Origin of the sequence: Streptomyces sp. NPDC091682, assembly GCF_044756625.1 — a bacterium.
In the GTDB taxonomy this organism is placed as follows: Bacteria; Actinomycetota; Actinomycetes; order Streptomycetales; family Streptomycetaceae; genus Streptomyces.
On record NZ_JBIVTH010000003.1, the window covers coordinates 367,563 to 393,369 of the forward strand.

Annotated in this window: 25 protein-coding genes; 13 read left to right on the top strand and 12 right to left on the bottom strand. The window is 73.1% G+C overall.

Features of this window, described 5'->3' with window-relative positions:
- Positions 1 to 15: 15 nt before the first annotated feature.
- The 3 genes from murC to ACIQK6_RS09740 all read right to left on the bottom strand — a co-directional run bounded on the left by murC (position 16) and on the right by ACIQK6_RS09740 (position 2,873).
- Positions 16 to 1,413: a UDP-N-acetylmuramate--L-alanine ligase gene (gene murC / locus ACIQK6_RS09730; RefSeq protein WP_329098209.1), complete on the bottom strand. Its 1,398-nt coding sequence runs from the start codon at positions 1,411 to 1,413 to the stop codon at positions 16 to 18.
- Between the two features lie 61 nt (positions 1,414 to 1,474).
- Positions 1,475 to 1,942: an indole-3-glycerol phosphate synthase gene (locus tag ACIQK6_RS09735; RefSeq protein WP_402694627.1), complete on the bottom strand. Its 468-nt coding sequence runs from the start codon at positions 1,940 to 1,942 to the stop codon at positions 1,475 to 1,477.
- Between the two features lie 148 nt (positions 1,943 to 2,090).
- Positions 2,091 to 2,873, bottom strand: coding sequence for a pyrimidine reductase family protein (locus ACIQK6_RS09740; protein WP_329098213.1), 783 nt, complete (start codon positions 2,871 to 2,873; stop codon positions 2,091 to 2,093).
- Between the two features lie 84 nt (positions 2,874 to 2,957).
- On the opposite strand from ACIQK6_RS09740, the gene zapE reads away from it, so the two are divergent.
- Entirely contained in the window at positions 2,958 to 4,013 is a 1,056-nt protein-coding gene (gene zapE, locus ACIQK6_RS09745) for a cell division protein ZapE (protein ID WP_402694675.1), read from the top strand.
- Between the two features lie 62 nt (positions 4,014 to 4,075).
- A complete protein-coding gene (locus tag ACIQK6_RS09750; protein WP_329098218.1) occupies positions 4,076 to 4,501 on the top strand; it encodes an OsmC family protein in 426 nt (141 codons plus the stop codon).
- A gap of 112 nt (positions 4,502 to 4,613) precedes the next feature.
- Here the strand turns inward: ACIQK6_RS09750 and ACIQK6_RS09755 are convergent, their stop codons facing one another.
- Positions 4,614 to 5,735, bottom strand: coding sequence for an amidohydrolase family protein (locus ACIQK6_RS09755; protein ID WP_329098220.1), 1,122 nt, complete (start codon positions 5,733 to 5,735; stop codon positions 4,614 to 4,616).
- Positions 5,736 to 5,762: 27 nt separating this feature from the next.
- A complete protein-coding gene (locus ACIQK6_RS09760) occupies positions 5,763 to 7,076 on the bottom strand; it encodes a cytochrome P450 (RefSeq protein ID WP_329098222.1) in 1,314 nt (437 codons plus the stop codon).
- A 259-nt stretch (positions 7,077 to 7,335) separates the two neighbouring features.
- Here ACIQK6_RS09760 and ACIQK6_RS09765 point away from each other — a divergent pair, with 259 nt between their 5' ends.
- Both ACIQK6_RS09765 and ACIQK6_RS09770 read left to right on the top strand, forming a co-directional pair.
- Entirely contained in the window at positions 7,336 to 7,896 is a 561-nt protein-coding gene (locus ACIQK6_RS09765; RefSeq protein WP_329098224.1) for a hypothetical protein, read from the top strand.
- Positions 7,896 to 9,302: an alkaline phosphatase PhoX gene (locus ACIQK6_RS09770; RefSeq protein WP_329098226.1), complete on the top strand. Its 1,407-nt coding sequence runs from the start codon at positions 7,896 to 7,898 to the stop codon at positions 9,300 to 9,302. Before ACIQK6_RS09765 ends, ACIQK6_RS09770 begins: the two co-directional genes overlap by 1 nt.
- A 22-nt stretch (positions 9,303 to 9,324) precedes the next feature.
- On the opposite strand, the gene ACIQK6_RS09775 is transcribed toward ACIQK6_RS09770, so the two are convergent.
- Entirely contained in the window at positions 9,325 to 10,164 is an 840-nt protein-coding gene (locus ACIQK6_RS09775) for a hypothetical protein (RefSeq protein WP_329098228.1), read from the bottom strand.
- Between the two features lie 269 nt (positions 10,165 to 10,433).
- On the opposite strand from ACIQK6_RS09775, the gene ACIQK6_RS09780 reads away from it, so the two are divergent.
- The 4 genes from ACIQK6_RS09780 (at position 10,434) to ACIQK6_RS09795 (ending at position 15,216) form a co-directional block, all read left to right on the top strand.
- On the top strand, positions 10,434 to 11,351 hold the full coding sequence (locus ACIQK6_RS09780; RefSeq protein ID WP_329098230.1) for a polysaccharide deacetylase family protein: 918 nt from the start codon (positions 10,434 to 10,436) through the stop codon (positions 11,349 to 11,351).
- 237 nt (positions 11,352 to 11,588) lie between these two features.
- Positions 11,589 to 12,956, top strand: a complete 1,368-nt coding sequence (locus tag ACIQK6_RS09785; protein WP_329098232.1) for a discoidin domain-containing protein — start codon at positions 11,589 to 11,591, stop codon at positions 12,954 to 12,956.
- Positions 12,956 to 14,233 carry an MFS transporter gene (locus ACIQK6_RS09790; protein ID WP_402694628.1) on the top strand — a complete coding sequence of 426 codons (1,278 nt, stop codon included), beginning with the start codon at positions 12,956 to 12,958 and terminating at the stop codon, positions 14,231 to 14,233. Before ACIQK6_RS09785 ends, ACIQK6_RS09790 begins: the two co-directional genes overlap by 1 nt.
- On the top strand, positions 14,230 to 15,216 hold the full coding sequence (locus ACIQK6_RS09795; RefSeq protein ID WP_329098237.1) for a hypothetical protein: 987 nt from the start codon (positions 14,230 to 14,232) through the stop codon (positions 15,214 to 15,216). Before ACIQK6_RS09790 ends, ACIQK6_RS09795 begins: the two co-directional genes overlap by 4 nt.
- Positions 15,217 to 15,232: 16 nt before the next feature.
- Here ACIQK6_RS09795 and ACIQK6_RS09800 read toward each other — a convergent pair whose 3' ends face one another.
- Positions 15,233 to 16,243: a helix-turn-helix transcriptional regulator gene (locus ACIQK6_RS09800; protein WP_402694629.1), complete on the bottom strand. Its 1,011-nt coding sequence runs from the start codon at positions 16,241 to 16,243 to the stop codon at positions 15,233 to 15,235.
- 93 nt (positions 16,244 to 16,336) lie between these two features.
- On the opposite strand from ACIQK6_RS09800, the gene ACIQK6_RS09805 reads away from it, so the two are divergent.
- Positions 16,337 to 16,735: a VOC family protein gene (locus ACIQK6_RS09805; protein ID WP_329098241.1), complete on the top strand. Its 399-nt coding sequence runs from the start codon at positions 16,337 to 16,339 to the stop codon at positions 16,733 to 16,735.
- 93 nt (positions 16,736 to 16,828) lie between these two features.
- On the top strand, positions 16,829 to 17,590 hold the full coding sequence (locus tag ACIQK6_RS09810) for a hypothetical protein (RefSeq protein ID WP_329098243.1): 762 nt from the start codon (positions 16,829 to 16,831) through the stop codon (positions 17,588 to 17,590).
- A 55-nt stretch (positions 17,591 to 17,645) separates the two neighbouring features.
- Here ACIQK6_RS09810 and ACIQK6_RS09815 read toward each other — a convergent pair whose 3' ends face one another.
- From ACIQK6_RS09815 to ACIQK6_RS09825, 3 genes are read right to left on the bottom strand one after another with little or no spacing between them, the layout of a single operon-like run.
- Positions 17,646 to 18,296, bottom strand: coding sequence for an ABC transporter (locus tag ACIQK6_RS09815; RefSeq protein ID WP_402694630.1), 651 nt, complete (start codon positions 18,294 to 18,296; stop codon positions 17,646 to 17,648).
- Positions 18,293 to 19,102: an ATP-binding cassette domain-containing protein gene (locus ACIQK6_RS09820; RefSeq protein WP_329107549.1), complete on the bottom strand. Its 810-nt coding sequence runs from the start codon at positions 19,100 to 19,102 to the stop codon at positions 18,293 to 18,295. The genes ACIQK6_RS09815 and ACIQK6_RS09820 overlap by 4 nt, the downstream gene beginning before the upstream one ends.
- Positions 19,099 to 19,773, bottom strand: a complete 675-nt coding sequence (locus ACIQK6_RS09825) for an AIM24 family protein (RefSeq protein WP_327382691.1) — start codon at positions 19,771 to 19,773, stop codon at positions 19,099 to 19,101. Before ACIQK6_RS09825 ends, ACIQK6_RS09820 begins: the two co-directional genes overlap by 4 nt.
- A 71-nt stretch (positions 19,774 to 19,844) precedes the next feature.
- On the opposite strand from ACIQK6_RS09825, the gene ACIQK6_RS09830 reads away from it, so the two are divergent.
- The 3 genes from ACIQK6_RS09830 to ACIQK6_RS09840 all read left to right on the top strand — a co-directional run bounded on the left by ACIQK6_RS09830 (position 19,845) and on the right by ACIQK6_RS09840 (position 23,139).
- The gene (locus ACIQK6_RS09830) at positions 19,845 to 20,597 is read left to right on the top strand and encodes an aminoacyl-tRNA hydrolase (RefSeq protein WP_329098248.1); all 753 of its coding nucleotides are present in this window, start codon (positions 19,845 to 19,847) and stop codon (positions 20,595 to 20,597) included.
- 119 nt (positions 20,598 to 20,716) lie between these two features.
- A complete protein-coding gene (locus ACIQK6_RS09835; protein WP_329098250.1) occupies positions 20,717 to 22,072 on the top strand; it encodes a DUF692 domain-containing protein in 1,356 nt (451 codons plus the stop codon).
- Positions 22,069 to 23,139, top strand: a complete 1,071-nt coding sequence (locus tag ACIQK6_RS09840) for a TIGR04222 domain-containing membrane protein (RefSeq protein WP_329098251.1) — start codon at positions 22,069 to 22,071, stop codon at positions 23,137 to 23,139. Before ACIQK6_RS09835 ends, ACIQK6_RS09840 begins: the two co-directional genes overlap by 4 nt.
- A gap of 343 nt (positions 23,140 to 23,482) precedes the next feature.
- Here the strand turns inward: ACIQK6_RS09840 and hemQ are convergent, their stop codons facing one another.
- A complete protein-coding gene (gene hemQ, locus ACIQK6_RS09845; RefSeq protein ID WP_329098254.1) occupies positions 23,483 to 24,196 on the bottom strand; it encodes a hydrogen peroxide-dependent heme synthase in 714 nt (237 codons plus the stop codon).
- A gap of 4 nt (positions 24,197 to 24,200) precedes the next feature.
- The gene (hemG, locus tag ACIQK6_RS09850; protein ID WP_402694676.1) at positions 24,201 to 25,685 is read right to left on the bottom strand and encodes a protoporphyrinogen oxidase; all 1,485 of its coding nucleotides are present in this window, start codon (positions 25,683 to 25,685) and stop codon (positions 24,201 to 24,203) included.
- Positions 25,686 to 25,807: the final 122 nt, after the last annotated feature.

Here is a 25,807-nt window from a genome sequence, read left to right on the forward strand (position 1 = left end):
CGCTCCCTCGTACCTTCAGCTCGACAGCCGGGCGAGGATGGCCGGACCGAGGTCCGTGACGTCGCCCGCGCCCATGGTGAGAACGAGATCACCGGGCTTCGCCATTCCCGCGATGGCGTCGGCGACGGCCGCCTTGTCGTGCTCGGCGGTGACGTCGGCGCCCGCCGCCCGGGCGGCCGCGATGATCAGCTCGCTGGTGACGCCGGGGATCGGGTCCTCGCGGGCCGGGTAGATGTCCAGGACCAGGGAAGCGTCGGCGAGGGCCAGGGACTGGCCCATCTCCTTGCCGAGCTCCTGGGTGCGGGAGAAGAGGTGCGGCTGGAAGACGACCAGGATCCGGGAGTCGCCGGCGGCTCCGCGGATGGCCTCGAGGTCGGCGGTCATCTCGGTGGGGTGGTGGGCGTAGGAGTCGATCACCTGGACGCCCGCGGCCTCGCCCTTGAGCTGGAGGCGGCGCTTGACGCCGGTGTACTTGCCGAGCGCGCTCGCCAGGTTGTGCGCCGGGATGCCGAGCGCCACGCCCGCGGCGAGGGCCGCGACGGCGTTGTGCGCGTAGTGGCGGCCGGGGACCGAGACGGTGAAGGTGAGCATCCGGCCGTCCAGGACCACGGTGACCTCGCTGGTCAGGCCACGCGGGGTGATCTTGGTGATCCGGACGTCGGCACCCTCCTCCTCGCCGTACGTGACGACGGTGAGGCCCTCCTTGCCGGCGACCCGGCGGGCGATCTCGGCCGCGCCCTCCTGGCCGTGGGCGACGACGAGGGTGCCGCCGGGCACGACCTTGCCGACGAAGGTCTCGAAGGATTCGTAGATCTCGTCGATGGAGGCGTAGTTCGCGTGGTGGTCGAGCTCCGCGTTGAGGATGATCGCGACCTGCGGGGTGTACTTGTGGAAGGTGCGGTCGCTCTCGTCCGCCTCGGCGACGAAGATGTCGCCCTCGCCGTGGTGGGCGTTGGAGCCGGGGGCGTCCAGGTCGCCGCCGATGGCGTAGGAGGGGTCCAGGCCCAGGGCCGAGAGGGACACCGCCAGCATCGAGGTGGTGGTGGTCTTGCCGTGCGTGCCGGCGACGGCGATCGGCCGCAGCCCGTCCATCAGGGCGGCCAGCGCGTCGGAGCGGTGCACGACGGGGATGCCGAGCTCGGCGGCCCGGGCCAGCTCGGGGTTGTCGGCGCGGATGGCGCTGGAGACGACCACGCAGGTGGAACCGGCGGCAAGGTTCTCGGCCGCGTGTCCGCCGTGGACGGTGGCGCCGTGGGCGCGCAGCGCCTCGGCGGTCTCGGAGTCGCCCCGGCTGTCGCTGCCGGCCACCTGCGCTCCGCGCTGGGCCAGGATCTTCGCGATGCCGGACATGCCGGCGCCGCCGATGCCGATGAAGTGGGGCCGTTCCATGGCGGTCGGCAGGCCGGGCTTCATTCAGGTCGCTCCAGGATCGTGTGTCGTGCGGGTGCGCGTGGGACTCTGACTGGCCCCAAGCCTATTCGTTGTGGGAGAAGAGCTTGAGCACGGGAACGCCGACCTTGTGGCGGGCGCGCGAGGCCCAGTCCCGGTGGAAGAACTCCTCGACGAAGTGCGGGGCGGTCAAGACGATCACCTCGTCGGCGTCGTGCTCGTCCACGATGGTCTTCAGCTTGTCGAGCGGGTGGTCCTCGACGATCTGCCCCACCGCGTTGGCTCCCTTGGCGCGCAGCGCGTTCAGGGAGTGCGCGAGGGCGTGCGCGGCAGGGCCGAGGGCGTCCTCGCCCTCGGGTTCGTCGCCCTCACGGATGGCCTCCGGGAGCTCACCGAGCGCTACGTCGTCGATGGCGCGCAGCAGTCGGTCCTGGTCGCCCCGGGGTTGCATGAGGACGATGAAGGAAACCGCGTCGTCCCCGTGCAGGTTGGTGACGAAGTCCACGTCCACCGCGGTCAGCGGCTGCTCGATCATCAATACGCTCGTGAACACGGACGCCCTCTCCTTCATGGGCCGAGGCCGGCCGGCCGACCCCTGCGGAAACCATCCTGCCCCGCTGTCGCACGGGGCCCTGCGCAGACATTCCTGCCCAGTTATGTGCCCAGCGGAAGCGAAGCGGAACGACAAATTCCGCGCCTTGTCAGATCCGACGGTAGCTGGTGAAGAGGAACCCGGCCTCTTCCAGTACGCAGGCGGGCGCGAGCCGGTGCGGAACCGTGACGGACGGGCCGCCGGCGATCCGCTGGGCGCCTCCCGCCACGAGCATCGGGGAGATCGTCAGGCACAGCTCGTCCAGGGCGTCGGCAGCCACGAACTGGCCCAGGAGCCGGGGCCCGCCCTCGGTGAGCTGGCGGCGCAGCCCCCGCCCGGCGAGTTCCCGCACCACCCGGGCGGCGTCCACGCCCGCACCGTCACCGGCCACCACGACCTCGGCCCCGGCCCGCGCCGCCTCGGCCACCCGGGCGGCGGGCGCGGCGGCCCCGGTGACCACCAGGGTCGGCACCAGCGGGGAGGTGAACAGGGGCAGCGAGAAGTCCAGGTCCATGCTGGCGGTGACCACGGCGATGGCGGGGGCGGGGCCCTGTCCGGAGGCGGCACGACGGGCGGCGAAGGCCTCCCGGGCGCGGGCCGGGCGGTAGCCCTCCTGGCGAACCGTTTCCGCGCCGACGACCACCACGTCGGCCAGCGCCCGCAGGGTGCCGAAGATCCGCATGTCGCTCTCGCTGGAGATCGGCTGCGAGCGGCCCTCGTGCTGGGCACCGCCGTCCAGGGTGGAGACCATGTTGGCCCGGAGCCAGTGGCCGTCCGCCGCCAGTGCGGGGTAGGCGTAGGCATCCGCCAGTTCGTCGAGCGACCACTCCCGGTCGGCCCGGTCCCGGGGCGGGGCTGATGTCTGATCGGTCACAGGGAACAGGCGTCGCATCGGTGCAGTGTGCCACGCCCCGTAGAGTTGAGAGCTGTGTCGACATCTCTCTCCACCTCCGGTTACACCTCCGGCCGGCCCCCCATAGCCGACGCGGGGCCCCAGGCCCTCTGCGCGCGCGAGCCGCGGGTGCCCGCCGAACGACTGGTGGCCGAGATGGTGCCGCCGCCCCGGTTCGACTCGGTGCGCTTCGACACGTACAACCCGGACCCGACCCAGCCCAGCCAGTCCGAGGCCGTCACCGTGTTGAGCGGCTTCGCCGCAGGGCTCGGCGGTGCCCACGCCAGCGGCGCCGGCAAGAAGCGCTGGTTCTCCAAGAAGCCGGCCGCCCCCACCGCCCCGCGCGGGGTCTACCTCGACGGCGGGTACGGTGTCGGCAAGACCCACCTGCTGGCTTCCCTGTGGCACGCCACCCCGGCCGAACCCGCGCTCAAGGCCTTCGGCACCTTCGTGGAGCTGACCAACCTGGTCGGCGCGCTCGGCTTCCAGCAGACCGTGCAGACCCTCGGCGGACACCGGCTGCTGTGCATCGACGAGTTCGAGCTGGACGACCCGGGCGACACCGTACTGGTGTCCTCGCTGCTCAGCCGCCTGGTCGAGCAGGGCGTGGCGCTGGCCGCCACCTCCAACACGCTCCCCGGCAAGCTCGGCGAGGGCCGCTTCGCCGCCGCCGACTTCTTGCGCGAGATCCAGGGGCTGTCGGCGCACTTCCGGCCGCTGCGGATCGACGGCCAGGACTACCGCCACCGCGGTCTGCCGGAGGCTCCGGCGCCGTTCTCGGACGAGCAGGTCACCAAGGCCGCGTACGCGACCGAGGGCGCGAGCCTGGACGACTTCCCCGGCCTGCTCGAACACCTGGCCAGGGTGCACCCGAGCCGCTACGGCGCGCTGACCGACGGCCTCACGGCGGTCTGCCTGACCGACGTCGGCCCGGTGCCCGACCAGTCGACGGCGCTGCGCCTGGTGGTACTGGCCGACCGGCTGTACGACCGTGAGGTCCCGGTGCTGGCCTCCGGGGTCCCCTTCGACCGACTGTTCAGTGAGGAAATGCTGAACGGCGGCTATCGGAAGAAGTACTTCCGCGCCATATCGCGGCTCACCGCGCTGGCGCGCGACGCGAAGCCCCTGGTCTCCCAGTAGGTTTGGGGACGCCGGGTCCCTTCGGGAGCCCGGCCGTTTCCCACATCTTCGAAGGGATCACCATGGCCACCACGCGTCAAGCGCACACCGTCTGGGAAGGCGACCTGCTCAAGGGCAAGGGTGTCGTCACCCTCGACTCCTCCGGCATCGGTTCGTACGACGTCTCCTGGCCCGCGCGCTCGGAGGCCCCGAACGGCAAGACCAGCCCGGAAGAGCTGATCGCCGCCGCCCACTCCAGCTGCTTCTCGATGGCTCTGTCCCACGGCCTCGCGGGCGCGGGCACCCCGCCCACCCGGCTGGAGACCAAGGCGGACGTCACCTTCCAGCCCGGTGAGGGCATCACCGGCATCCACCTCACGGTGGAGGGCGAGGTCCCGGGGCTGGACAACGACGGCTTCGTCGCCGCCGCCGAGGACGCCAAGAAGAACTGCCCGGTCAGCCAGGCGCTGACCGGTACCACGATCACGCTGAGCGCCAAGCTCGCCTGATCGGCGCCGCTACGGCGAGGGGGGGCGCGGGCCGCGCGTGCGGCCCGCGCCCCTTTCGTGTTCCTGCCCCACCCGGGCACCCCGCACCGCCCCACATCGCGACGCCCACCCGTCAGGCGGTCGCCAACTGCGGGATCAGGCGCATCGCGTTGTCGTGGTAAATCCCCCGCAGCTGCTCCGGGGTGAAGGCCGGGTCGGCCTCGAGGGCGGGGAGCGCCAGGTCCGTCACCGTGTCGGCGGGGGCGGCGGGCCAGTCGGTGCCGAAGAGGACGTGGTCGGCCGGGACGTGTTCCAGCAGGGTCGCGGCGGGTGCCATGGGGCCTGCGGTGTCGTAGTAGAAGCGGCTCAGGTGGTCGCGGACGGCGGCGGGTTCGACGCGCGGTTCGCAGAACCGGCCGAGGGCCTGCAAGCGCGTCGCGATGTACGGCAGGAAGCCTCCGGCGTGCGGCAGGACCACGGAGATGTTCGGGAAGCGGTCGAGCGTCCTCCGACTGATCATGTTCACGGCGGCCCGCGTGGTGTCCAGCAGGAAGTCGCACATGAAGTTCGGGATGCCCGGAACCGTCGACCCCCCGGGCGGACCGGAGGCGCCGGGCGGACCGGACGGGCCGTCAGGGAGGTTGTGCGGGTGGGTGTCCACCACGGCGGAGAACTCGTTCAACTCGTGGAACAGCCGGTCGTAGGCGGGATCACCGAGGTAGACGCCCCCGTAGTTGGCCGTCACGTTCACCCCGACGGCCCCGAGCTGCCCGAGCCCCCGGCGCACGGCCCAGGACGAGGCCTCCGGGTCGTCCAGGAACAGCGGCACGTAGTACGAGAACCGTCCCGGATGCGACTGCGCCACCTCCATCATCGACTGCAGCGTGATGTTGATGGCCTCGCGCAGCTGCGCCGACGACCGGTAGCGCGCCGGCAGCATCGGCTTGAGGACGGCGGTCGTGATGCCCACGTCGTCCATGAAGCGGATCGCCGCGTCGGTGCCGAGCCGGGTCCACGGGGGCAGCCGTTCCGGCTTGACCAGTCCGTGGTGCGCGGCCCAGTCGCGCCACTGCGGCGCGCAGAAGTGATGATGTACGTCGATCTTCGAATGGGCCGCGCGCGCCGCGCCCGTGCCCGGCGCGGAGGAACCGCGCGCGACCCGGATGACCGCGCTGGTGCCCACCGCGGCGATCCGCAGTTCGTCCGCCGGCGTCCCCAGGAGGCGCAGTGCGGAGGTGCTCACGGAATCCGTCATGCCGATCCACCGCCCATCGGGTCTGGGTTACCTGCCGGAGGCCACGGAGGCCAGGGACGCCTCGCCCGGGTCGGCGCCGGGGCGGCGCGGCTCCAGGACGAGCCGGAGGTGTTCGAGGCCCCGGAACGCCGGCACCGGGCCCTTGAGCCATGCCCGCCCGGTCTCCTGTGCGTCCGCGAGCTCCATGTCCGGGAACTCCCGCAGGAGGGTGGCCAGCGCGATCTCGAGTTCGAGCCGCGCCAGCGGCGCCCCCAGGCAGTAGTGGGTCCCGTGCCCGAAGCCCAGGTGCGTGCCCTGGAGTCCCTCGCGCGTCACGTCCAGCTCGTCGGGGAACTCGAACTTCTCGGGGTCCCGGTTGGCCGAGGAGATCGCGATCTGTACGAGGGAGCCCTCGGGGATCTGCGTGCCCCGGATCTCGGCGTCCCGTGCCGCGTACCGGAAGGTCGACGTCTCCACCGATCCCTCGAAGCGCAGCATCTCCTCGACCGCCCGCGGGATGAGCGCGGGGTCCTTGCGCAGCAGCGCCGCCTGATCGGGGCGGTGCAGCAGGTTGAGGACGGAATTGCCGATCTGGTAGGCGGTGGTCTTGTGGCCGGCGAAGAACAGGACCCACAGCGACGCGACCAGTTCGGGATCCTCCAGCCGTTCCTCCGCCTGGAGGAGGTCGCTGAGGAAGGAGTCCGACGGGTGCGCGCGGGTGTCCGAGATGAGCCGCTCCAGCCGGTGCTGCAGGCGCTCCTCGGCCGCTTTCAGCTCCGCCCTCCTGCTGGGGTCGAACCGGGAGCGGGTCACCTCTGCGAACTGCTCCAGGATCTCCGGGCGGTCCTCCTGCGGGATGCCCATCAGTTCGCACAGGACCGCGACGGGCAACGGGAACGCGAACGAGGCCATGAGGTCGACCGTGCCCGCCTTCCGGCATGCGCCGAGGATGTTCTCCGCGATCTCGGTGATCCTCGGGCGCATCTGCTCCACCCGCCGGGGGGTGAAGGCGCTCCGCAGGACGCGGCGCAGCCGCGTGTGCCGGGGCGGGTCCGAGAAGAGCACGTTGTCGTCGAGCGCGTCGAAGAAGCTGCCGTACACGGCGTGGTACGTGTCGATGGCGCCGTGCATGTTCTTGCTGAACCGGGGGTCCGACAGCGCGTCGCGGGCGTCGTCGTACCGGGTGATGAGGTACGTCTCGATCCCGTGGGGAGGGGTCAGCCGGCACACCGGGTCCTGCTCGCGCAGGGCGGCGTACATCGGATGGGGGCACTGCCGGTACTCCGGCGCTCCCCTGGACACGGCCGACACGATCTCGTGCAGCGCTCCGCCGCCGTCCGGTGCCGCATCCTGCTGCGCCATGGTCCGCACCCTCCGTCGCACTCGCTTCCTGGGGACAACACCGGTTCCCCGCGCGGATGCGTCGCGAAACGGCACCCTTCCCGTTCGAGTGAGCCGGTGGCGCCGGGTGCCGGAGCGGGCCCGGGTGGGGCCCGGATGCGGGTCCGGCCGACCGTCAGCCGATCGGCGGTCACCCGTCCGGGCCGAGTGTGTGGCGGGCCCGGCGGCCCGGGGAAGGGCTGCTGGTGCCCCTCGCCAGCCCGTCACAAGGAGCCCGCGCATGGCCCGTAGTCTCGCCCTGGCCCTCACCGCAGCCGCCTCGCTCACCCTGGCGGCCGCCACCGCTCCGCTCGCCGCCGCGGACTCGGGCCCCGGCCGGGCCCAGGGCGACCTGGCCCGTACGTACGCGGCGACCGCCCGGTATCAGGTGCACGCCAATGCCGTGGCGGACGGCTACAAGCCCGATCAGTACTGCGTCGTCGACAAGGCGGGCCCGGGCGCGCTCGGTTACCCGCACTTCAATCACAAGTACGACAACTCCCTCGACCCGGCCAAGCCCGCCGCGCTGTTCTACGAGGATGACGGGCGCGGTGGCAAGCGGCTCGTCGCGGTCCAGTGGCTGCGCTACGACCGGGACCAGAAGCTGACGACGGACGACGACCGCCCCACGATGTTCGGCATCCCCTTCAAGGGCCCCAAGCCCGGCAACTTCCCCGGTCAGCCGGTGCACTACGCCCTGCACCTGTGGCTCTGGAAGAAGAATCCCGACGGCCTGTTCGAAACCTTCAACCGGGCGGTGACCTGCCTTCCGGGCACCACCCGCCCCAAGCCGTCGCTCTGATGCCGCCCCGGGGGCAGGCGGGGCCCGTCACCCGGCGCGGTCTGCTCGCCACGGGCGCGATCGCCTTCAGCGGGGCGCTCGGCGCGCTGTTCACCGGTGGTGGCTCGCGGGCCGCCGCCCGGGCCCCGCGGACCCCCCGCACCGACCGCGGGTACGGGCCGCTCGTGGCCGATCCGCGCGGGCTGCTCGACCTGCCCGCCGGGTTCACCTACCGGGTGCTCTCCCGGGCCGGCGGGCCGCTGCGCTCCGGTGAGGGGCCCGTGCCCGCCAACTGCGACGGCATGGCCGCCTTCGGGGCCGGCGGCGGACGCGTGCGCCTCGTCCGCAACCACGAGAACCGCACCACCGCCGCCCTGCGCGTCCCCGCCGTCCCGGGACTGACCTACGACCCCCGGGCACTCGGCGGCTGCACCGCCCTGGAGCTGGACGCGGCCGGGCGGGTCACCGGCGAGCGCGTCGCCCTCGCCGGCACCGCCGTCAACTGCGCGGGCGGCCGCACCCCCTGGAACACCTGGTTGAGCTGCGAGGAGACCGAGGACCGGGCGGGCACCTCCGGCTACGCCCGCGACCACGGTTTCGTCTTCGAGGTGGACCCGGCCGACCCGCACCGCTCGGGCGCGGTCCCGCTCACCGCGATGGGCCGCTTCGCACACGAGGCCGTCGCCGTGGACCCGTACCGCGGGGTCGTCTACGAGACCGAGGACGCCTTCGTCCGGCCCTTCGGGCTGTTCTACCGGTTCCTGCCGGAGCGGCCGCTCGGCGGACTCGGCTCGCTGCGGGCCGGGGGCCGGCTGGAGGCCCTGCGGGTGCCGGGGCTCGCGGACCTGGCGGTGGTGGACGAGCCCGGGGCGGTGTTCCCGGTGGAGTGGGTGCCCGTACCGGACCCGTCGGCGGCCGGGACGCCGATCCGGCTCCAAGACTTCGGGCCGGGCGGGATCACCCACGCGCAGAAGCTGGAGGGCTGCTACTGGGGCGACGGCGGGGTCCACTTCGTGTCCAGCTTCGCGCGCAGCGGCGAGGGCGCGGCCGCCGACCACCACGGGCAGGTGTGGTTCCACGACCCGCGGCGCTCCACGATCCGCCTGGACGTGCTCTTCGGCCCGGCCGCCGACACCGCGCTGCCCGGGGACTCCCCCGACAACATCTGCCTGGCGCCGGACGGCGGACTGATGGTGTGCGAGGACGGCGGCGGCGCCCAGTACGTGTTCGGGGTGACGGTGGGCGGTGAGGTCTACCCGATGGCCCGCAACGCCGAGGACATCGGAGCGCCGGGGGCCCCGGAGTGGGGGGAGTTCGCCGGGGTCACCTTCTCCCCCGACGGGCGGACGATGTACGTGAACGCCTACGCCCCGGGAACCACGTTCGCGGTGACGGGCCCCTGGCACCGGGCACCGTCCGGCGCGTAGCGGAAGACCACCGTGCGGCCGCTCAGGGGAAGTCCACGGGAGTGCTGTCGCCCAGGGCGGTCCGCGCATAGGTCGCATAGCGTTCGAACAGCTCGGGCTGCGTGCTCCGCGCGATGTCGAGCACGGGCGAGTCGGACCTGCGCACGCCCGCCAGATAGGGGGAGGTCCGGCAGCGGCCCGTCTCCGATTCGGGGTCCACGATGCTGATGTAGGCGGTGGGCAGCTGCCGGGTGAAGCGCACCCTCAGCGCTCCGGGGTGTCCTTCGGACTCGAACCCCCGGGCGATCTCCACCAGCTGGCGGGCGGATTCGGCCGCCCGTTGCGGCAAGTGGGGGTCGCCTATGCTCCGGCCGTACTCCCCGAGCAGCACCGATTCGGGGTCCGCCATCACGTAGGTGATGTTCACGCCCTGACTCAGGAGTCGGCGTACCGGTCCGGTGAAGTCCCGCTCGGGACGTGAGACGAACAGGCTCGCCAGGCTGCGCAGCGAAATTCCGACTTCGACGATCTCGGAATTCGCGCCGGCGATGAACGCCGCCTTCTCGGTCGGCGAAGGACGCCCCTGGGCGTGAACGGTCAGGCCGCGGTCGCCCTCACCAACGGGCAACCGGTCATCGAGCAGCTGGTTCATCTCGGCGAGGAACCGCTGCCGTTCGGCGTCCCGCAGGAAGAGGTCGTAGTAGAAGGGGATGGCGACACCGGCGGCGGCGAAGACGGCGAGCTCGTTGAGCACGGACCAGCCGAACCCGTCACGGCCGTTGGAGACCAGGGCCAGGCTCAGTCCCCCCAGGAGGATGCAAATCGCCAGGGTGATGCGGAATCTGCTCAGCAAGGTGCGCGATTCGGGTGACGTGCTGTCCATGGTCCCCCCTGCGGTCCCCCTGTCCCTCCCCTCGCCCGTGGGACTTCATGCGCGTCCCGCTCGTCCACGGCCCGGCAGTGGCGCGGGCATCTCGGGTGTCGCGGGTCGCGGGCGTCGCGGGTCGCGGGCGTCGCGGGTCGCGGGCGTCGCGGGTCGCGGGTGTCGCGGGTGTCGCGGGTGTCGCGGGCAGCACCGTTGCGCGGGCACCGGAAGACGCCCCACCGCCTGTCGCGCATTCTTCTCATCAGTTAGTCATATATTTTGCGTACGTGACCAATTCCGTACGAAAAGTAGCTGTCGCAGCTGCCACGGCGGTGCTCGGCGCCGCCCTCGCGGGATGCGGGGGCGGGGGCGGCGCCGGCGCGCCGGACGCCGGCCGCGAGGCCCGTATGGGCTCCCCCGCCCCCTCGGCCTCGGCCGCCGCCCCCGGAGCGCCCGCCTCCTCCGGAGCACCCGCCGCGTCCCCGCAGGCCGGTGCGCCCGCCAAGCCCCCGACCATGGCGCCCGGCCCGAACGGCCTGACCCCCGTCTTCGAACGGGCGAAGCAGCAGACGGACAAGACCGTGGCGCTGACCTTCGACGCCGACATGACCTCCGACCAGGGACCGCGCGCCGCGGACGGGGAACGCTTCGACAACCCCGCTCTGATCTCGACCCTGCGCACCCTCAAGGTGCCCTCGACCATCTTCATGACGGGTCGCTGGGCCGAGGAGTACCCGGACCAGGTCAAGTCGATCGACACCGACCCGAACTTCGAGATCGCGAACCACTCGTACAGCCACCACGCCTTCAAGTCCCCCTGCTACGGGCTACCGGCGCTCGACGCCGCGGCCGGCCGCGCCGACGTGGACCGGGCCTTCGCCGCCTTCCGGCAGGCGGGCGCGGTCAACACCGTCCCGTACTTCCGCTTCCCCGGCGGCTGCTACGACGACCAGGCGCTGCGGGCCCTGTCCACGGCCAAGGTCACGGCCGTCCAGTGGGACGTGGTCAGCGGGGACGCCTTCGCCAAGGACCCGGGCGCCGTGGCCGAACAGGTGCTCGCCGGCGTGAAGCCCGGCTCGGTCGTGGTCATGCACTGCACGCGCAGCGCCGCCCCGGTCACCGACGAAGCCGTCCAGCGGATCGTCCCCGAACTGCGCAAGCGCGGCTACCGCTTCGTGAAGGTGTCCGAGCTGATCGGCAAGTAGTGCGGGCCCGGGCCCGTTCCTCGCCGGAATGCTGCCGGAACACTGGTAGGAAACTTTCCTTCCTGTTAGTGTCCCGGGCGGCGGCTTGGCGCGGTGCCCGCTCCCACGGGCATGACGCGCTCAGCGAGAGCTCTGACCCGGCCGCCGCGCGGCCGCCCCCTGCCCGTCCCGCGGGCGGGTCGGCGCCCCGCGCCCGTGTCCAGCTCTCGCAGCCCCTCAAGGCAGGGAGTCCCAGGTATGCGCCCGAACCGCCTGAACGCCTCCGCTCACCCCCCTCTGTTACGCGGCAGACTCCGCACCCTCCTCCTCACGGCCCTCACCGGCCTCGCCGCGCTCACCCTCGTCGGCGGGCTCCTCCTCGCCTGGCCCGGACGGGCCGGGGCCGCCGCCGACCCCCTCATATCCCGCGGGATGCCCGCCACCGCCTCCTCCACCGAGTCCTCCTCGCTGGGCGCGAAGAACGCCTTCGACGGCGACCCGGCCACCCGCTGGGCCAGCGCCGAGGGCAAGGACCCGCAGTGGATCCGGGTCGACCTCGGGGCCGGGGCCACCGTCTCGCGGGTGCGGCTCACCTGGGAGGCGGCCCACGCCAAGGCGTACCGCGTCGAGGTATCCGCCGACGGCGCCGCCTGGACCGTGCTCGCCAGCGAGAGCGCCGGCAACGGCGGCGTCGACGACTGGACCGGCCTGTCCGGCAAGGGCCGCTACCTGCGCGTCCAGGCCACCGCGCGCGGCACCTCGTACGGCTACTCCCTCTTCGAGGCCGAGGTGTACGGAACCGCCGGGGACGGGCCGCCGCCGGGCGGCTCCTTCACGGTCGTCGCCGCCGGTGACATCGCCGCGCAGTGCACGGCGTCCGACAGCGGCTGCGCACACCCCAAGACCGCCGCGCTCGCCCGGCGGATCGACCCGAAGTTCTACCTGACGATGGGCGACAACCAGTACGACGACGCCCGGCTCTCCGACTACCGCGCCTACTACGACAAGAGTTGGGGCGCCTTCAAGGCCAAGACCCGCCCGGTCCCGGGCAACCACGAGACGTACGACCCGGCCGGCCCGCTCGCCGGGTACAAGTCGTACTTCGGGAGCATCGCCTACCCGCAGGGCAAGAGCTACTACAGCTTCGACGAGGGCAACTGGCACTTCGTCGCCCTCGACTCCAACTCCTTCGACCAGGCCGCCCAGCTCAACTGGCTGAAGGCCGACCTCGCCGCCACCACCAAGCCGTGCCTCGCCGCCTACTGGCACCACCCGCTGTACTCCTCCGGCGGGCACGGCAACGACCCCGTCTCCAAGCCCGTCTGGAAGATCCTCTACGCCGCCAAGGCCGACCTGGTCCTGAACGGGCACGACCACCACTACGAGCGGTTCGCCCCGCAGGACCCCGAGGGCCGGGCGACCGCCGACGGGATCGTGGAGATCGTCGGCGGGATGGGCGGCGCCGAGCCCTACCCGATCGAGGAGGTCCAGCCCAACAGCCAGAAGCGGATCAGCGGACCGTACGGCGTGGTGAAGCTGGACTTCACCGACTCCGGCTTCGGGTGGACCTACGTGGCGACCGACGGCAAGGTCAAGGACACCAGCCCGAAGTACAGCTGCCACTGATGTACCTGGCCGCCAACGGCCGCCCGGACGCGCCGCCCCGCCTCCCGGGGGCCCGGCGGCGCGTCCCCGCCGCCGTCCTCGCGCTCGGCGCGGTCAGCCTCGTCACCGACGTCTCCTCCGAGATGGTCGCGGCGGTACTGCCGCTCTACCTCGTCCTGGGCCTCGGCCTGACCCCCCTCCAGTTCGGCTTCCTGGACGGGATGTTCAACGGGGCCACCGCCCTCGTGCGGCTGCTCGGCGGGCGGCTCGCCGACCGCCGCGGCCACCACAAGCGGGTCGCCGGCGCCGGCTACCTGCTCTCCGCGCTCTCCCGGCTCGGGCTGCTCCTCGCCGGGGGCGCCACGGGCGCGATCGCCGCCGCGCTCGCCGCCGATCGGCTGGGCAAGGGCATCCGTACCGCCCCGCGCGACGCCCTCATCTCGCTCAGCGGGCCCCCGGAGAGCCTCGGCCGGTCCTTCGGCGTGCACCGTGCCATGGACACCACGGGCGCCCTGCTCGGGCCGCTCGCCGCGTTCGCCGTGCTCTGGGCGACCGCCGATGCCTACGACGCGGTGTTCGCCGTCAGTTTCTGCACCGGCCTGCTCGGTGTGCTGCTGCTCGTCGTGTACGTCCCGGCGGTGCCCGGGCCGGCTGCCGCTCCCGCTCCCGCGGCCGGGCCCCACCCGCCGCGCCGGTCGGTCCTGCGCGACCCCGCGTTCCGCCGCGTGCTCTGCGCCTCGGCCCTGCTCGGCGCCACCACCATCGGCGACGCCTTCCTCTACCTGCTGCTCCTGCGCGGACTCGACCTGCCGCCCGCCCTGTTCACGCTGCTGCCGCTCGGGGCCGCCGCCGTCTACCTGCTGCTCGCCGTCCCCGTGGGCCGGCTCGCCGACCGCGCCGCCGACCGGGCCGGGCGCCGGACGGCCTTCCTGCTCGGCCACTGCGCCCTGCTCGGCGCGTACGTCCTGCTGTTGGCCCCCGTCTCCCCGCCGACCGTCGTGGGGGTGCTCGCCCTGCTGGGCCTCTTCTACGCGGGCACCGACGGGGTTCTGATGGCGCTCGCCGCTCCCGCGCTGCCCGCGGCCGGGCGGGCCGGCGGGCTCGCGGTGCTGCAGACCGGCCAGGCGCTGGCCCGGCTGCTGGGCGCCGCCGGATTCGGGGCGGCGTGGACCCTCTGGGGGCAGCGGCCCGCCCTCTGGGCCGCTGCCCTCGCGCTGGCCGGAGCGCTCGTGGCCGCCGCGCGCATCCTGCCCACCGCTCCCCCGACCGCCCCGACCGCCGCTCCGGAGGCCCCGTGAACCCCCCGTCCCGCCGGCTGCGCCTCGCCCTCGTCGTCACCGCGGTCCTGCTGCTGGCGGGCGGCTCGCTGGGCTACGTCCTGCACGCGCGGCACCGCGAACGGCCGTCCGAGCAGCAGGCCGACGCCTCCTTCGGCACCTCGGAGCCGGGCCTCTACTTCCGGGACGCGGTCGGCGGGCGGGTCGCGCGCCAGGGCAGCCCGGGCCTGCCGCGGGTGACCGGCGGCCCGTCCTGCGACCGCTTCCACACCGCCGGGGACCACGCCCTGTGCCTGCGGGGGCTACCCGGGGTCCCGGCCCGCACGCAGGCCCTCGTCCTCGACCGGCGCATGCGGGAGGTCCGCAAGGTGACCGTGCCCGGCATCCCGAACCGGGCCCGCGTCTCGCCCTCCGGCCAAGTGCTGTCGTGGACCACGTTCACGACCGGCGACTCCTACAACACCACCGCGTTCTCCACCCGGACGGCGGTCCTGGACCTGCGCACCGGCTATCTGATCAAGTCGATCGAGCAGATCCCGCTGACCCTCGACGGGGCCCGCCACCACGACTCGGACGTCAATTACTGGGGTGTGACCTTCGCCGCCGACGACAACCGCTTCTACGCCACCGTCTCCACCCGGGGCACCACCCACCTCGTCGAGGGCGACCTGCGCGCCTGGTCGGCGAAGACGCTGCGGGACAACGTCGAATGCCCCTCGCTGTCACCGGACGGCGCCCGCATCGCCTTCAAGAAGAAGGTCTCCGACGACCCCCGGGCCCCCTGGCGGCTGTACGTCCTCGACCTGGCGTCGCTGCGCGAACACCCACTGGCCGAGTCGCAGAGCGTCGACGACCAGGCCGCCTGGCTGGACGACACGACCCTGGCCTACGCCCTGCCGGGCCGAGGCGGCCGCACGAGCGACATCTGGTCGACCCGCGCGGACGGCACGGGCGAGCCCGCCCTCCTCGTCCCGAACGGCTCTTCCCCCGCGACCGTGCGCTGAAAGGGGCTAGGCCGTCTCATGACGTTGGTTCCTCGGGGTCGGGCTCGGCGGCGTAGGACGTGAGGCGATCGGCGAGCGCGATGACGAGGTCGCGGAGTTCATCGGGGCGCTCGATGACGAACGGCCGGTCGAGCGAGGCGAGTACCGGGGGCAACCAGTCGAGCCGCTCCGCCCGCAGCTCGACGCGCAGCCAGCGCTCGGCCGCGCGGTCCTCGCCGGCCGCGGACTCGTGCTCCTCCAGGCTCGCGACGCTGGCCGGAAGGCGGGCGCGGATCTGCTCGACTGTCCCGTGGATCCGCAAGGTCACCTCGTGCTGGTACTCGGCCGTGGCGAACCCTGACAACACGCGCCGTTCCGGACCGGGACCCACTGGAGCTTCGAACGAGCCGGGCAGGGTCCGCGCGTCTGCGATGCGATCGAACCGGAAGGTTCGGTCCTCGCCGATCTGGGCGTCCTTGCCCGTGACGTACCACCGGCCCGCATGGGCGACGATCCCGTACGCGTGCAGCGTGCGTTCGCTGCGCCGTCCGTCACGGTCGGTGTAGCGGATCGAGACCGGTCGGTGGTGGCGCACCGCATCGGCGATCGTGAGCAGGACCCCGGCGTCCGGGGTGTCGAACTCGCCGGGCTGCTCCGTGAAGGCGAGGGCTTCCAGGAGCGTGTCGAGCCGACGAGCGACGTGCTTGGGCAGCACCCGCCGGATCTTCGCCGACGCAGTCTCGCCTGCCGTGCGCCCCGCCGTCGTCAGCCCTGCTCGGCGGCCCGCGACCAGGCCGAGCACCACGGCCAGCGCCTCGTCGTCGCTGAGCATGAGCGGAGGCAGGCGGTACCCGGGAGCCAGCCGGTACCCGCCGTAGCGGCCGCGCACCGATTCCACGGGCACGTCGAGGTCGATCAGTTGGTCCACGTACCGGCGCACGGTGCGCCCTTCGACGCCGAGCCGGTCGGCGAGTTCGGCCACCGTCCGGGTGCCGCCCGACTGCAGCAGCTCCAGGAGTGTCAGCACGCGGCCGGTTGGTCGAGGCATGTCGGCAGCCTAACGCGAATACAGGACCGATTCTGTCCACTATTTCTCCTAGCCTGCGACGAGCACGCCGCCAGCACAGCCAAGGAGATTCCCATGGACTTCGTCTCGATCCGCATCATCACCAGCGACGTCGCACGCCTCGTCGACTTCTACGAGCGAGCCACAGGGGCGCGGGCGACGTGGGCCACCGAGGACTTCGCCGAACTCCAGGCCGCCGGCGCCACCCTCGCGATCGCCGGCACCCGCACCGTCCCGCTGTTCGCCCCGGGCTCTGCCCGCCCGGCGGACAATCACAGCGTGATCACCGAGTTCCTCGTCGATGACGTGGACCGCGTTCACCAGAACCTGACCGGCTTCGTCACCGACTTCGTCACCGAGCCCACCACGATGCCCTGGGGCAACCGGTCGCTTCTGTTCCGCGACCCCGACGGCAATCTCGTCAACTTCTTCACCCCCGTCACCCCGGCGGCCATCGAAAAGTTCGCACGCTGACGCCACACGCAGCAGCTCACCCCGGCGAGGTTGCGGCGGGTCCTGGGTCGACCCCCGCGGCGCAGGTGCAGGACCTCGCGCTAGGTTCCCGCCATGGACGTAGGAGATTGGATCGCCGTCTGCTCCGGGGCTGTGGCCGTGGCAGCAGCCGGCATCAGCACGAGACGGGCCAGGCACGCGAGCGGCCAGGTGGCGGCTGCTCAAGAGCAGGTTCGTGTCGCACGGCAGCAGCTGGAGCATGCCGAGGCGGTCCATCGTGAAAAGAACGAACCCCACGTCCTCGTCGACATCCAGCCGGGCGCGTCGGGCACCCTCGTGATCGTCGTCGAGAACATCGGCTCCACGATCGCCCGCAACGTACGGATCGAGGTCGATCCCCCGCTGGAATCCGGATGGGGCGAGGACCTGACGGAGGCGCTCGCTCGGGTGTTCTCCCGGACGTTTCCCGTGCTTCCGCCACGACGACGACTTGAGTTTCTTCTCGACGAGCAGGAGCGCTTCCAGAACACCGACCTTCCGACGGCCTACGCCTTCACCGTCCGGTGCGAAGGGCCGTACGGCCCGGTGGAAGACATGGAGCACGTGGTCGACTTCGGCACGTACGCCGAGACGCTGATCCTCAGCAGTCCTCTGCGCAGGGTGGAGGACAAGCTGGACGACATCGGCAAGGAGCTCGCGACACTTGCCGCCCTCTACGAGAAGAGCAACGCGTCTGCCGTCCGGAAAGCGGAAGGGCACCGCGTCCAGATGCTCCGTGCCGCACAGGAACAGCGACGCCGCGGCCAGCTACAGCACGGCCCCGAGGACCATCACCGTGACGGGCCGACGGGACGCTCCAGCTCCGACCGGGGCTGAGCGGACTGCCTTCCGGTGGGTGGGAAGGCACCCGGGGCCCGTGCTGGCGAAGCGACTAGCGCCGTCGTGCCGCCGCCAGGCTGGCCGTGGTGCCTGCTCCGGCGGCCAGGAGGAGCGCGCCGGCCAGGGCCGTGAACGGGAGCGGCACCGCTGCCGAGTGGCCCGCCGTGACCAGGGCGGACACCGCGCCGCGGGCCGGGGAGACCGCGAGGACCAGGGCGAGCAGGGAGCCGAGGGTCCCGGCCAGGACCGCATGGCCCCGACGCCGGAGCAACGGCCTGCTGCACAGGGCGCCCACGGCCGCCCCGGTCAGTGCGCAGGCCGCCACCGCGAGGGCTCCGGCGAGGGCTGCCGCGCCGGGGTCGGCGCCGGCCCGGTCACCGGTCAGCAGGGCGACCGCGGCCGCCGCGGCGCCGGCGAGCAGCGCCCCGGCCAACGCGGTGAGCAGGGCCGCCGCGTGGACCCGTACGGGACCGGCCGCGGCGGCCGTGCAGTCGCGGGCCGCGTCCGGTTCGACGCTCACGCAGATCCGGACCAGCCATGCGGTGGCCGGGACCAGGCCGGCGGCCACGAGGCCGAGGGAGTCCAGTACCGGGTCGCCCGGCCGGATGCCGACGGCCACGAGGGCGGCGTAGGTGATGAGGGGCGCGAGCCAGCGCTGGGAGCGCAGCAGCAGGGCGCCCTGGTAACGGAGCAGGGCGGTCACGGGAGTTCCTCCACGGCGCGGATGTGCCAGGGCGGCCGAGCGGTGAGCAGGTCGCGCAGGACCGCGTCGGAGCGTGCGGCGTCCACGGTGAGCTGCACTCCCCCGCCGGCTGCCGGTGAAGCGGCGAGGTGCGGGGGCAGTACGTGGCCGGGCGGGCCGACCGCGTGGATCCGTACGCGGGGCCCGGCCACCGTGGACGCCGGTACGAGTCCACCGCCCTCGACCCGGTAGTGGGCGTCGGCCGCGCCCGCGAGCCGCCGCGGGTCGTGGTCGACGAACACCACCGTGCCTCCGGCGGCGGTGCGTTCGGCGACGGCCCGGTCCAGCTCGGCCCGGGCGGAGCCGTCCAGCCCGGTCCACGCCTCGTCGAGGACGAGCAGCCCCGGTTCGGCGAGCAGGGCCTGTGCGACGGCGACCTTCTGACTGCTGCCCTTGGACAGTTCGGCCATCGGGGTGCGGGCGTACGCGGCGGCGCCGAACCGCTCCAGCCGGTCGGCCGCCCGGCGGGCCGCCTCGGCGCGCGGCAGCCCGTGCACCCGGCCCAGCCGGGTCAGGTAGTCGGCGGCCGTGAGCGGCAGCGCCGCCGGGAAGCGTTCGGGCACGTAGCCGGTGCGGGGCGGGCGGCCGGTGACGCGACCCTCGGACGGGGCCTCGATCCCGGCGACGAGCCGCAGCAGGGTGGACTTGCCGCCGCCGTTGCCGCCTTCGACGCGGACGAGGGCGCCGCGCGGGAGTTCCAGCGTGATTCCGCGCAGCACCCAGGGTCGGCGCCGTCCGTAGCGGCGGCCCACGTCGGTCAGGTTCAGTGTGCGGCCGCCGTCTCGGTGACCTCGCTGGGGCGGACGATGACGAAGCCCTCGCCGCTCAGCTTCAGCTGGACGGCCTCGCCGGAGCCGCCGCGGATCATCGAGCCGACCGACTGGGAGCGGTGGAGGCCGGTCTCCAGCTGGGCGCTCCAGCCGACCACCGCGTCCGTGTCCACGTAGACCGGGGTCTGGGCGGTGACCGGGATGATGATCGGGTGGCCGTCGCAGACGACGGCGAGCTTGCCGGTGCCGGTGAAGAGGCTGTTGAAGAGGCCGCCGCCGGTCATGCCGGCGCCCTTCACCATCTTGATCTCGTAGGACAGGGTCGGGTCGAAGCAGAGCACGTTGCGGCCGTTGATGGTGAGGGCGTCACCCGGCTCGAACTCGATGATGAAGCAGTTGTCCGCCCGGTGGGCGAACCAGGCCTCGCCCTGACCGCGTACGGACATGAGTGCGAGGCCCTCGCCCGTCACGGCGCGCTTGAGCATGCCGCCTATGCCCTGTCCCTTGCGCTCGAACTGGAGGTTGCCGCGGAAGGCGACCATCGAACCCTGGCGGGCCAGCATTTCGCCGTTGACGTTGTACTTCACGGACTTGGCGTTCTGCAGGGTCATGCCGGGGACGACGGCGGCCCGGGCCAGGTTCTCGGACGCGAACAGATCACTCTTCATGGCTTCGATCCTCGCCCGGGCCGGCCACCCGGGGCATCATCCTGAAGGCGGAGGCTGGCATCCTTGGCAGGATGAGCAGCCAGCACACGAACGACATCTCCGACGTCCCCGCGGTCGGGGCGGACAGCCCCTTCCGGGCCGAGCACGTACTGCGCGACGAGGCCCCGCAGTTCGTGCTGCCGCTGGTGGTGCGGATCGAGAAGGCGGAGCCGCCCGCCCGGACGGACGCCCTGGAGACGGCGGCCCGTGCCGTGCTGGTCCTGCTCACCGACGAGCGGGCGCACGGCGAGGGCGAGTGGGCCGGGGCCGTCCGCGACTGGCAGGACGCCCGGATCCGCAAGGTGGTCCGGCGGGCGCGCGGGGCGGAGTGGCGCAAGGCGGAGACCCTGCCGGGCGTCACGGTGCACGGGGACGGCGCGCAGGTACGGGTCTTCCCGCCGGTGCCCCTCGACGGCTGGCCCAAGGAACTGGCCAAGCTCCAGGTGTCGGGGACCGATCTGGACGATCCGGAGCCGGTCGCCACGACCGCGGAGCCGGGCCTGCCGGTGCTGTGGCTCAACCCCGGCCTCGACATGTCGGCGGGCAAGGCCATGGCCCAGGCCGGGCACGCGGCGCAGCTGGCGTGGTGGGAGCTGACGGAGGCGGAGCGGACCGCCTGGCAGGATTCCGGCTTCCGGCTGGCGGTACGGACGGCCCCGCGCGAGCGGTGGGCCGAGCTGGGCGGCAGCGGGCTGCCGGTGGTCCGGGACGCCGGGTTCACCGAGATCGCGCCGGGCAGCGCGACGGTGGTCGCCGACCACCCGGCGCTGCGGGCCCGGCTCTGACGCGCTTCCCGGCCGGCGGGAACCTCAAATGTTCCTCTGAACGTCCCCTCCTGCGATTGGCGGGACTCCGTCGGGGCCATGACATCCGCACACGGTGCGAAGAGAGGGGGCGAGGGGACATGAAACCCATGGCACACCTGGGGGTGGGCATCGGCTGGCGGCCGGAGATCTCGGACGCCATCGAGCGGCTTTCCGGCCTGGACTGGGTCGAGGTGGTGGCCGAGAACGTATGCCCCGGCCACCTGCCCGAGTCCCTGGTGCGGCTGCGCGAGCGGGGCACGCGCGTCGTGCCGCACGGGGTCTCGCTCGGCCTCGGCGGCGCGGACCGCCCCGATCAGGCGAAGCTGGCGGCGCTCGCCGAGCGGGCGGTGGCGCTGGGGGCGCCGCTCGTCACCGAGCACATCGCCTTCGTACGGACCTCCTCGCCGGTGCTGGAGGCGGGGCACCTGCTGCCGGTACCGCGCACCCGCGATGCGCTGGACGTGCTCTGCGAGAACGTGCGGATCGCACAGGACGCCCTGCCGGTCCCGTTGGCGCTGGAGAACATCGCCGCGTTGTTCTCGTGGCCGGGCGAGGAGCTGACGGAAGGGCAGTTCCTCACGGAGTTGGTCGAGCGGACCGGGGTCCGGCTGCTCATCGACGTGGCCAACCTGCACACCAACCGGGTCAACCGGGGCGAGGACCCGGCCGCCGTACTGGACGCGATACCGCTGGAGGCGCTGGCGTACGTCCACGTGGCGGGCGGCATCGAGCGGAACGGTGTCTGGCACGACACCCACGCGCACCCGGTCCCGCCGGTGGTGCTCGACCTGCTGGCCGAGCTGCGCTCCCGGGTGGAACCGGCGGGCGTCCTGCTGGAGCGGGACGACGACTTCCCGCCGGAGGCCGAGCTCGCGGGCGAGCTGGCCGCGATCCGGGCCGTGGTGACGGCCGGACCGGCCGCGCCCGGGGAGGCGACCAGCGCCGGGTCCGACCCGGCGGGCGTCGAGCAGGGCACCGCGCCGGGCACCGAGCAGCGCGCCGAGCGGCACGTCGAGCAGGGCACCGACCCGGGCCCGGTCCAGGAGTCGGTCCGGACCCGGGTCGCGCTCGGGCAGGCCGCGCTGTTGTCGGCGCTGGTGGCCGGGACCCCCGTACCCGAGGGCTTCGACCGCCGGCGCATCCGGGTGCAGGCCCGGGCGCTGGCCGCCAAGCGGGCCGACGTGGTGGCGAAGCTGGCTCCCGAGCTGCCCGTGATCCTGGGCGGCCCGGACCCGTACCGCGAGGCCTTCCTCTCCTACGCCAAGGGCCGCCCGATGACCTCGGGATACCGCCGGGACGCGCTGGACTTCGCCGAAGACCTGCTGATCCGGGACCTGCCGGCCGATCCGGCCGCGCGGCGCCGGCTCACCACCTGGTGGCGGGACCGGGCCGGGGCCAGGCCGCCCCGCCGGATCGTGCGCTGGGCCCGGACGCTGGCGGGGAGAGCCGCGTGAACCTCCTCGCCTTGGCGATCTGGATCGCCGTCCTCGTCTCCTCCCTCCTGCTGGTGGTCGGCCTCCGCCGGTCCCATTCCTCGTCCGCGGGCCCCTCGCCCGCCCTGCACGACCTGTCCGAAGCCGCCTTCGTGGTGGGCGGCCCCGGCACCGTCGTGGACGCCGCCCTCGTCTCGATGCTCGGCGACGGCCGGCTGGTGGCCGGCGGCCCGGGCATCGTCCAGGTACGCCCCGGGGCACGGGCCACCGACCCCGCCGAGCGGGCCGTCCTCCAGGCCCACCAGGGAGCGCCCTCGGGGTGGCTCTACCAAGTGCGCTACGGCGCCATGTGCGACCCGGCCGTCCAGGAGATCGGGGACGGGCTGGCCGACCGCGGGCTGATCACCCCGCCCGGATCCGGGCAGCGCCGTCTGCGTCGCTGGGGGCTGGTCCAGGCCGTCGTCTGCGCGCTGCTGCTGTTCCCGGTGTCGCTGGTGCTGACCGTCGTGGCGCTCGCCCTCGATCCCGGCTCCGGAGTGCCCTTCATCGGGAAGGTGGCGGTCGTCCTGGTGGGCGGCATCGTCGTGGGCCTGATCTGCGCGTCCCGGGCCAAGAGCCGGGTCACCGGGGCCGGGGCACGGGCGCTGCGCGCGATCCGCGCCGCCCACCTGAACGACCGGACCCCGCACGTGCAGACCGCGCTGTTCGGGCTCCGGGGTCTGCGGGACCCGTACCTGCGACAGCAGTTGGTGCCCGCCGTGCGCGGTACCCGGCTGGCCGCGGCCCAGTCGCGCACGCGCTTCCACGGCACGGGCGGCTCCTCGCACACGTCGGGGGCGGAGGTGCTGCCGATCGTCTGGTGCGCCGGGAACGACGGGGGCGGTGGCGGCGGCTCGAGCTGCGGCGGCGGTTCGGGCTGCGGCTCCTCGAGTGGCGGCTGCGGCTCCTCGGGCAGCGGCTCCAGCTGTTCCAGCGGTGGCTCCGGCTGTTCGAGCAGCAGCTCCAGCTGTTCCAGCAGCAGCTCCAGTTGCGGCAGTTCGTCGAGCTGCGGCAGTTCGTCCAGCTCCAGCTGCGGCAGCAGCTCCTGACCGGCGGGCGTACGGCAACCGGGGGCGCAATCCGCGGCAACGGGAACGCGGGAGCCGAGCTTCGTGGGTGCCTCGTACGGCACCCACCTCGGCGCCGTGTGCGCCACCCCGGGGTGGCGGGTCGTATGTGCGCCGCATCCGGAGCCCGCACCGGTGTCGCTGGACGACCGGGCAGCGAGCGCCCACAGGGTGCTGCTGCCGCCAGTCGTCTGAACTTCCGGGCGGGGTCTCCGGCTGCGTCGTTTCGGGGGCAGGGGCCGTCTTTCGGACCAGCCTCCCGATCCACCGGAGGAACTCACCTGACGGTGTGGTCGTCCTCCGGTCCTTCCCCCCAGGGGAGGTATCAGGCGAGCCCGGCCACCAGATCGGCGACGGACTTGCGGCGCCCGGTGTAGAAGGGCACCTCTTCACGGACGTGCATACGGGCCTCGGAGGCGCGCAGGTGACGCATGAGGTCGACGATGCGGTACAGCTCGTCCGCCTCGAAGGCCAGCATCCACTCGTAGTCGCCCAGCGAGAAGGAGGCGACGGTGTTGGCGCGCACGTCCGGGTAGCCGCGGGCCATCTTGCCGTGGTCGGCGAGCATGCGGCGGCGGTCCTCGTCGGGCAGCAGGTACCAGTCGTAGCTGCGCACGAAGGGGTACACGCTGACGTACTCGCGCGCGACCTCGTCGGCCAGGAAGGCCGGGATGTGCGACTTGTTGAACTCGGCCGGGCGGTGCAGGGCCATGTTCGACCACACCGGCTCCAGGGCGCGGCCCAGCTTGGTGCGGCGGAACAGGTTGTAGGCGGTCTGCAGCTCGTCCGCCGTCTCGGCGTGCCACCAGATCATGACGTCGGCGTCGGCGCGCAGGCCGGACACGTCGTAGCTGCCGCGGACGGTGATGTCCTTGGCGCCCAGCTGGTCGAAGAGCTCCTGGACCTCGTCGGCGTAGCCGGTGCGGTCCTCCGGAAGAACGTCCTTCAGCTTGAAGACGGACCACAGGGTGTAGCGGATGACCTCGTTGAGGTCCTTCGCCTTCTTCCCCGCGTTGGGAATCTTCTCTGGTGCAGTCATGTGCCTATTGTCCCGTGCGCTGATCAGTGGTCGGTGCCAGGGGTGCCGTACGCGCACCGAGGGCGGCGATCACCGCGTCCGCGGCCTTGCCGGCGCTCGCGACGCAGGCCGGAATGCCGACTCCGTCGTAGACCGCGCCGCACACCGCGAGGCCCGGCAGGGCCGCGACGGCGGTGCGGATCCGGGCGACCCGGTCGAGGTGGCCGACCGGGTACTGGGGCAGTCCGCCGTCCCACCGGGTGACGGTGGAGGCGACCGGCCGGGCGGCGAGGCCCACGGCCTCGCCGAGGTCGGCCAGGGAGATGTCGACGAGCTCGCCGTCCTCGCGCTGCAGGTCGCCCTCGTCGGCGTAGCGGCCGACCGAGGTGCGCAGCAGGAAGAGGTCGGGATCCGTACCGGCCCAGGCCCACTTGTTGCTGGAGAAGGTGGAGGCCTTGATGGTCCGGCCGTCGACGGGCGGTACGAGGAATCCGCTGGCGCCGCCGTCGGAGACGGCCGCCGGCAGGTCGGAGCGGCGGAAGGCCATCGTGATCAGGGCCATCGAGGCGTACTCGACCCCGCGCAGCTCGGTCGCGGCGGCCGGGGCGAGCCCGTCCAGCAGCCGTGCGGCGGCGCCGGCCGGGGTGGCGAGGATCACGGCGTCGGCCTCGACGGCCTCGGCGCCGGCCACCACCCGCCAGCCCTTGGCCGTACGGACGACCTCGCGGACGGGGGCGTCCGTGACGAGCCGGGCCCCCGCGGCGCGGCAGGCGTCGGCCACGGCGATCGGGAGCCGTCCGATGCCGCCGTCGATGCCGGCGAAGACCGGACCGGCCTGCTGGGGCGAGGCCTGCGCCCGGCGCTGCAGTTCCCGTACGCCGTCGCCCAGGAGGGCGTGGGTGCGGGCGACCTCGAAGAGCTGGGGCACGGCGGCCCGCATGGAGATGCGGTAGGCGTCGCCCGCGTAGACCCCGCCGAGCAGCGGTTCCACCAGCCGGTCGACGACCTCGCGGCCGAGGCGGGCCGCGACGTATTCGCCGACGGCGACGTCGTCGCCGATCTCGGTGGGTGCCAGCGTCCGCTCGGCTTCGATGCGGGCCAGTCCCTCGGCGGAGAGCACTCCGGAGGCGGCGAGCGGTCCCAGGTCGCCGGGGACGCCCATGATGTGGCCGCGCGGCATGGGCCGCAGTGCGCCGCGGGTCCACAGGTGGGCGGTGGCGGTGGCGGGTGCCTGCACGGCGTCGCGGAGGCCGACGGCCTCGGCCAGGGCCACGGCTTCGGGGCGGCGGGCGAGCATGGATTCGGCGCCGAGGTCGACGCGGGCTCCGGCGAGCTCACCGGCGTACAGCTTGCCGCCGAGCCGGGGTCCGGCCTCCAGCAGGGTGACGCGGACGCCTTCGGCGAGCAGCCGGTGGGCCGCCGCGAGGCCCGCGATGCCGCCGCCGATGACGACGGCGTGCCGCTGGGATCCGGTGGACCGGGTCGAAGGGCCCGGCCGATCCGTACGCATGTCCGCTTCGTGCATGGACACATCGTCTCAGACCGATCTCCGAGGCCGGACCGTGACCGCATCGGGATCACCCCGGGACCGTGGATTCGAAACCCGCGACGGGACTCTGGACGTCGAACCGG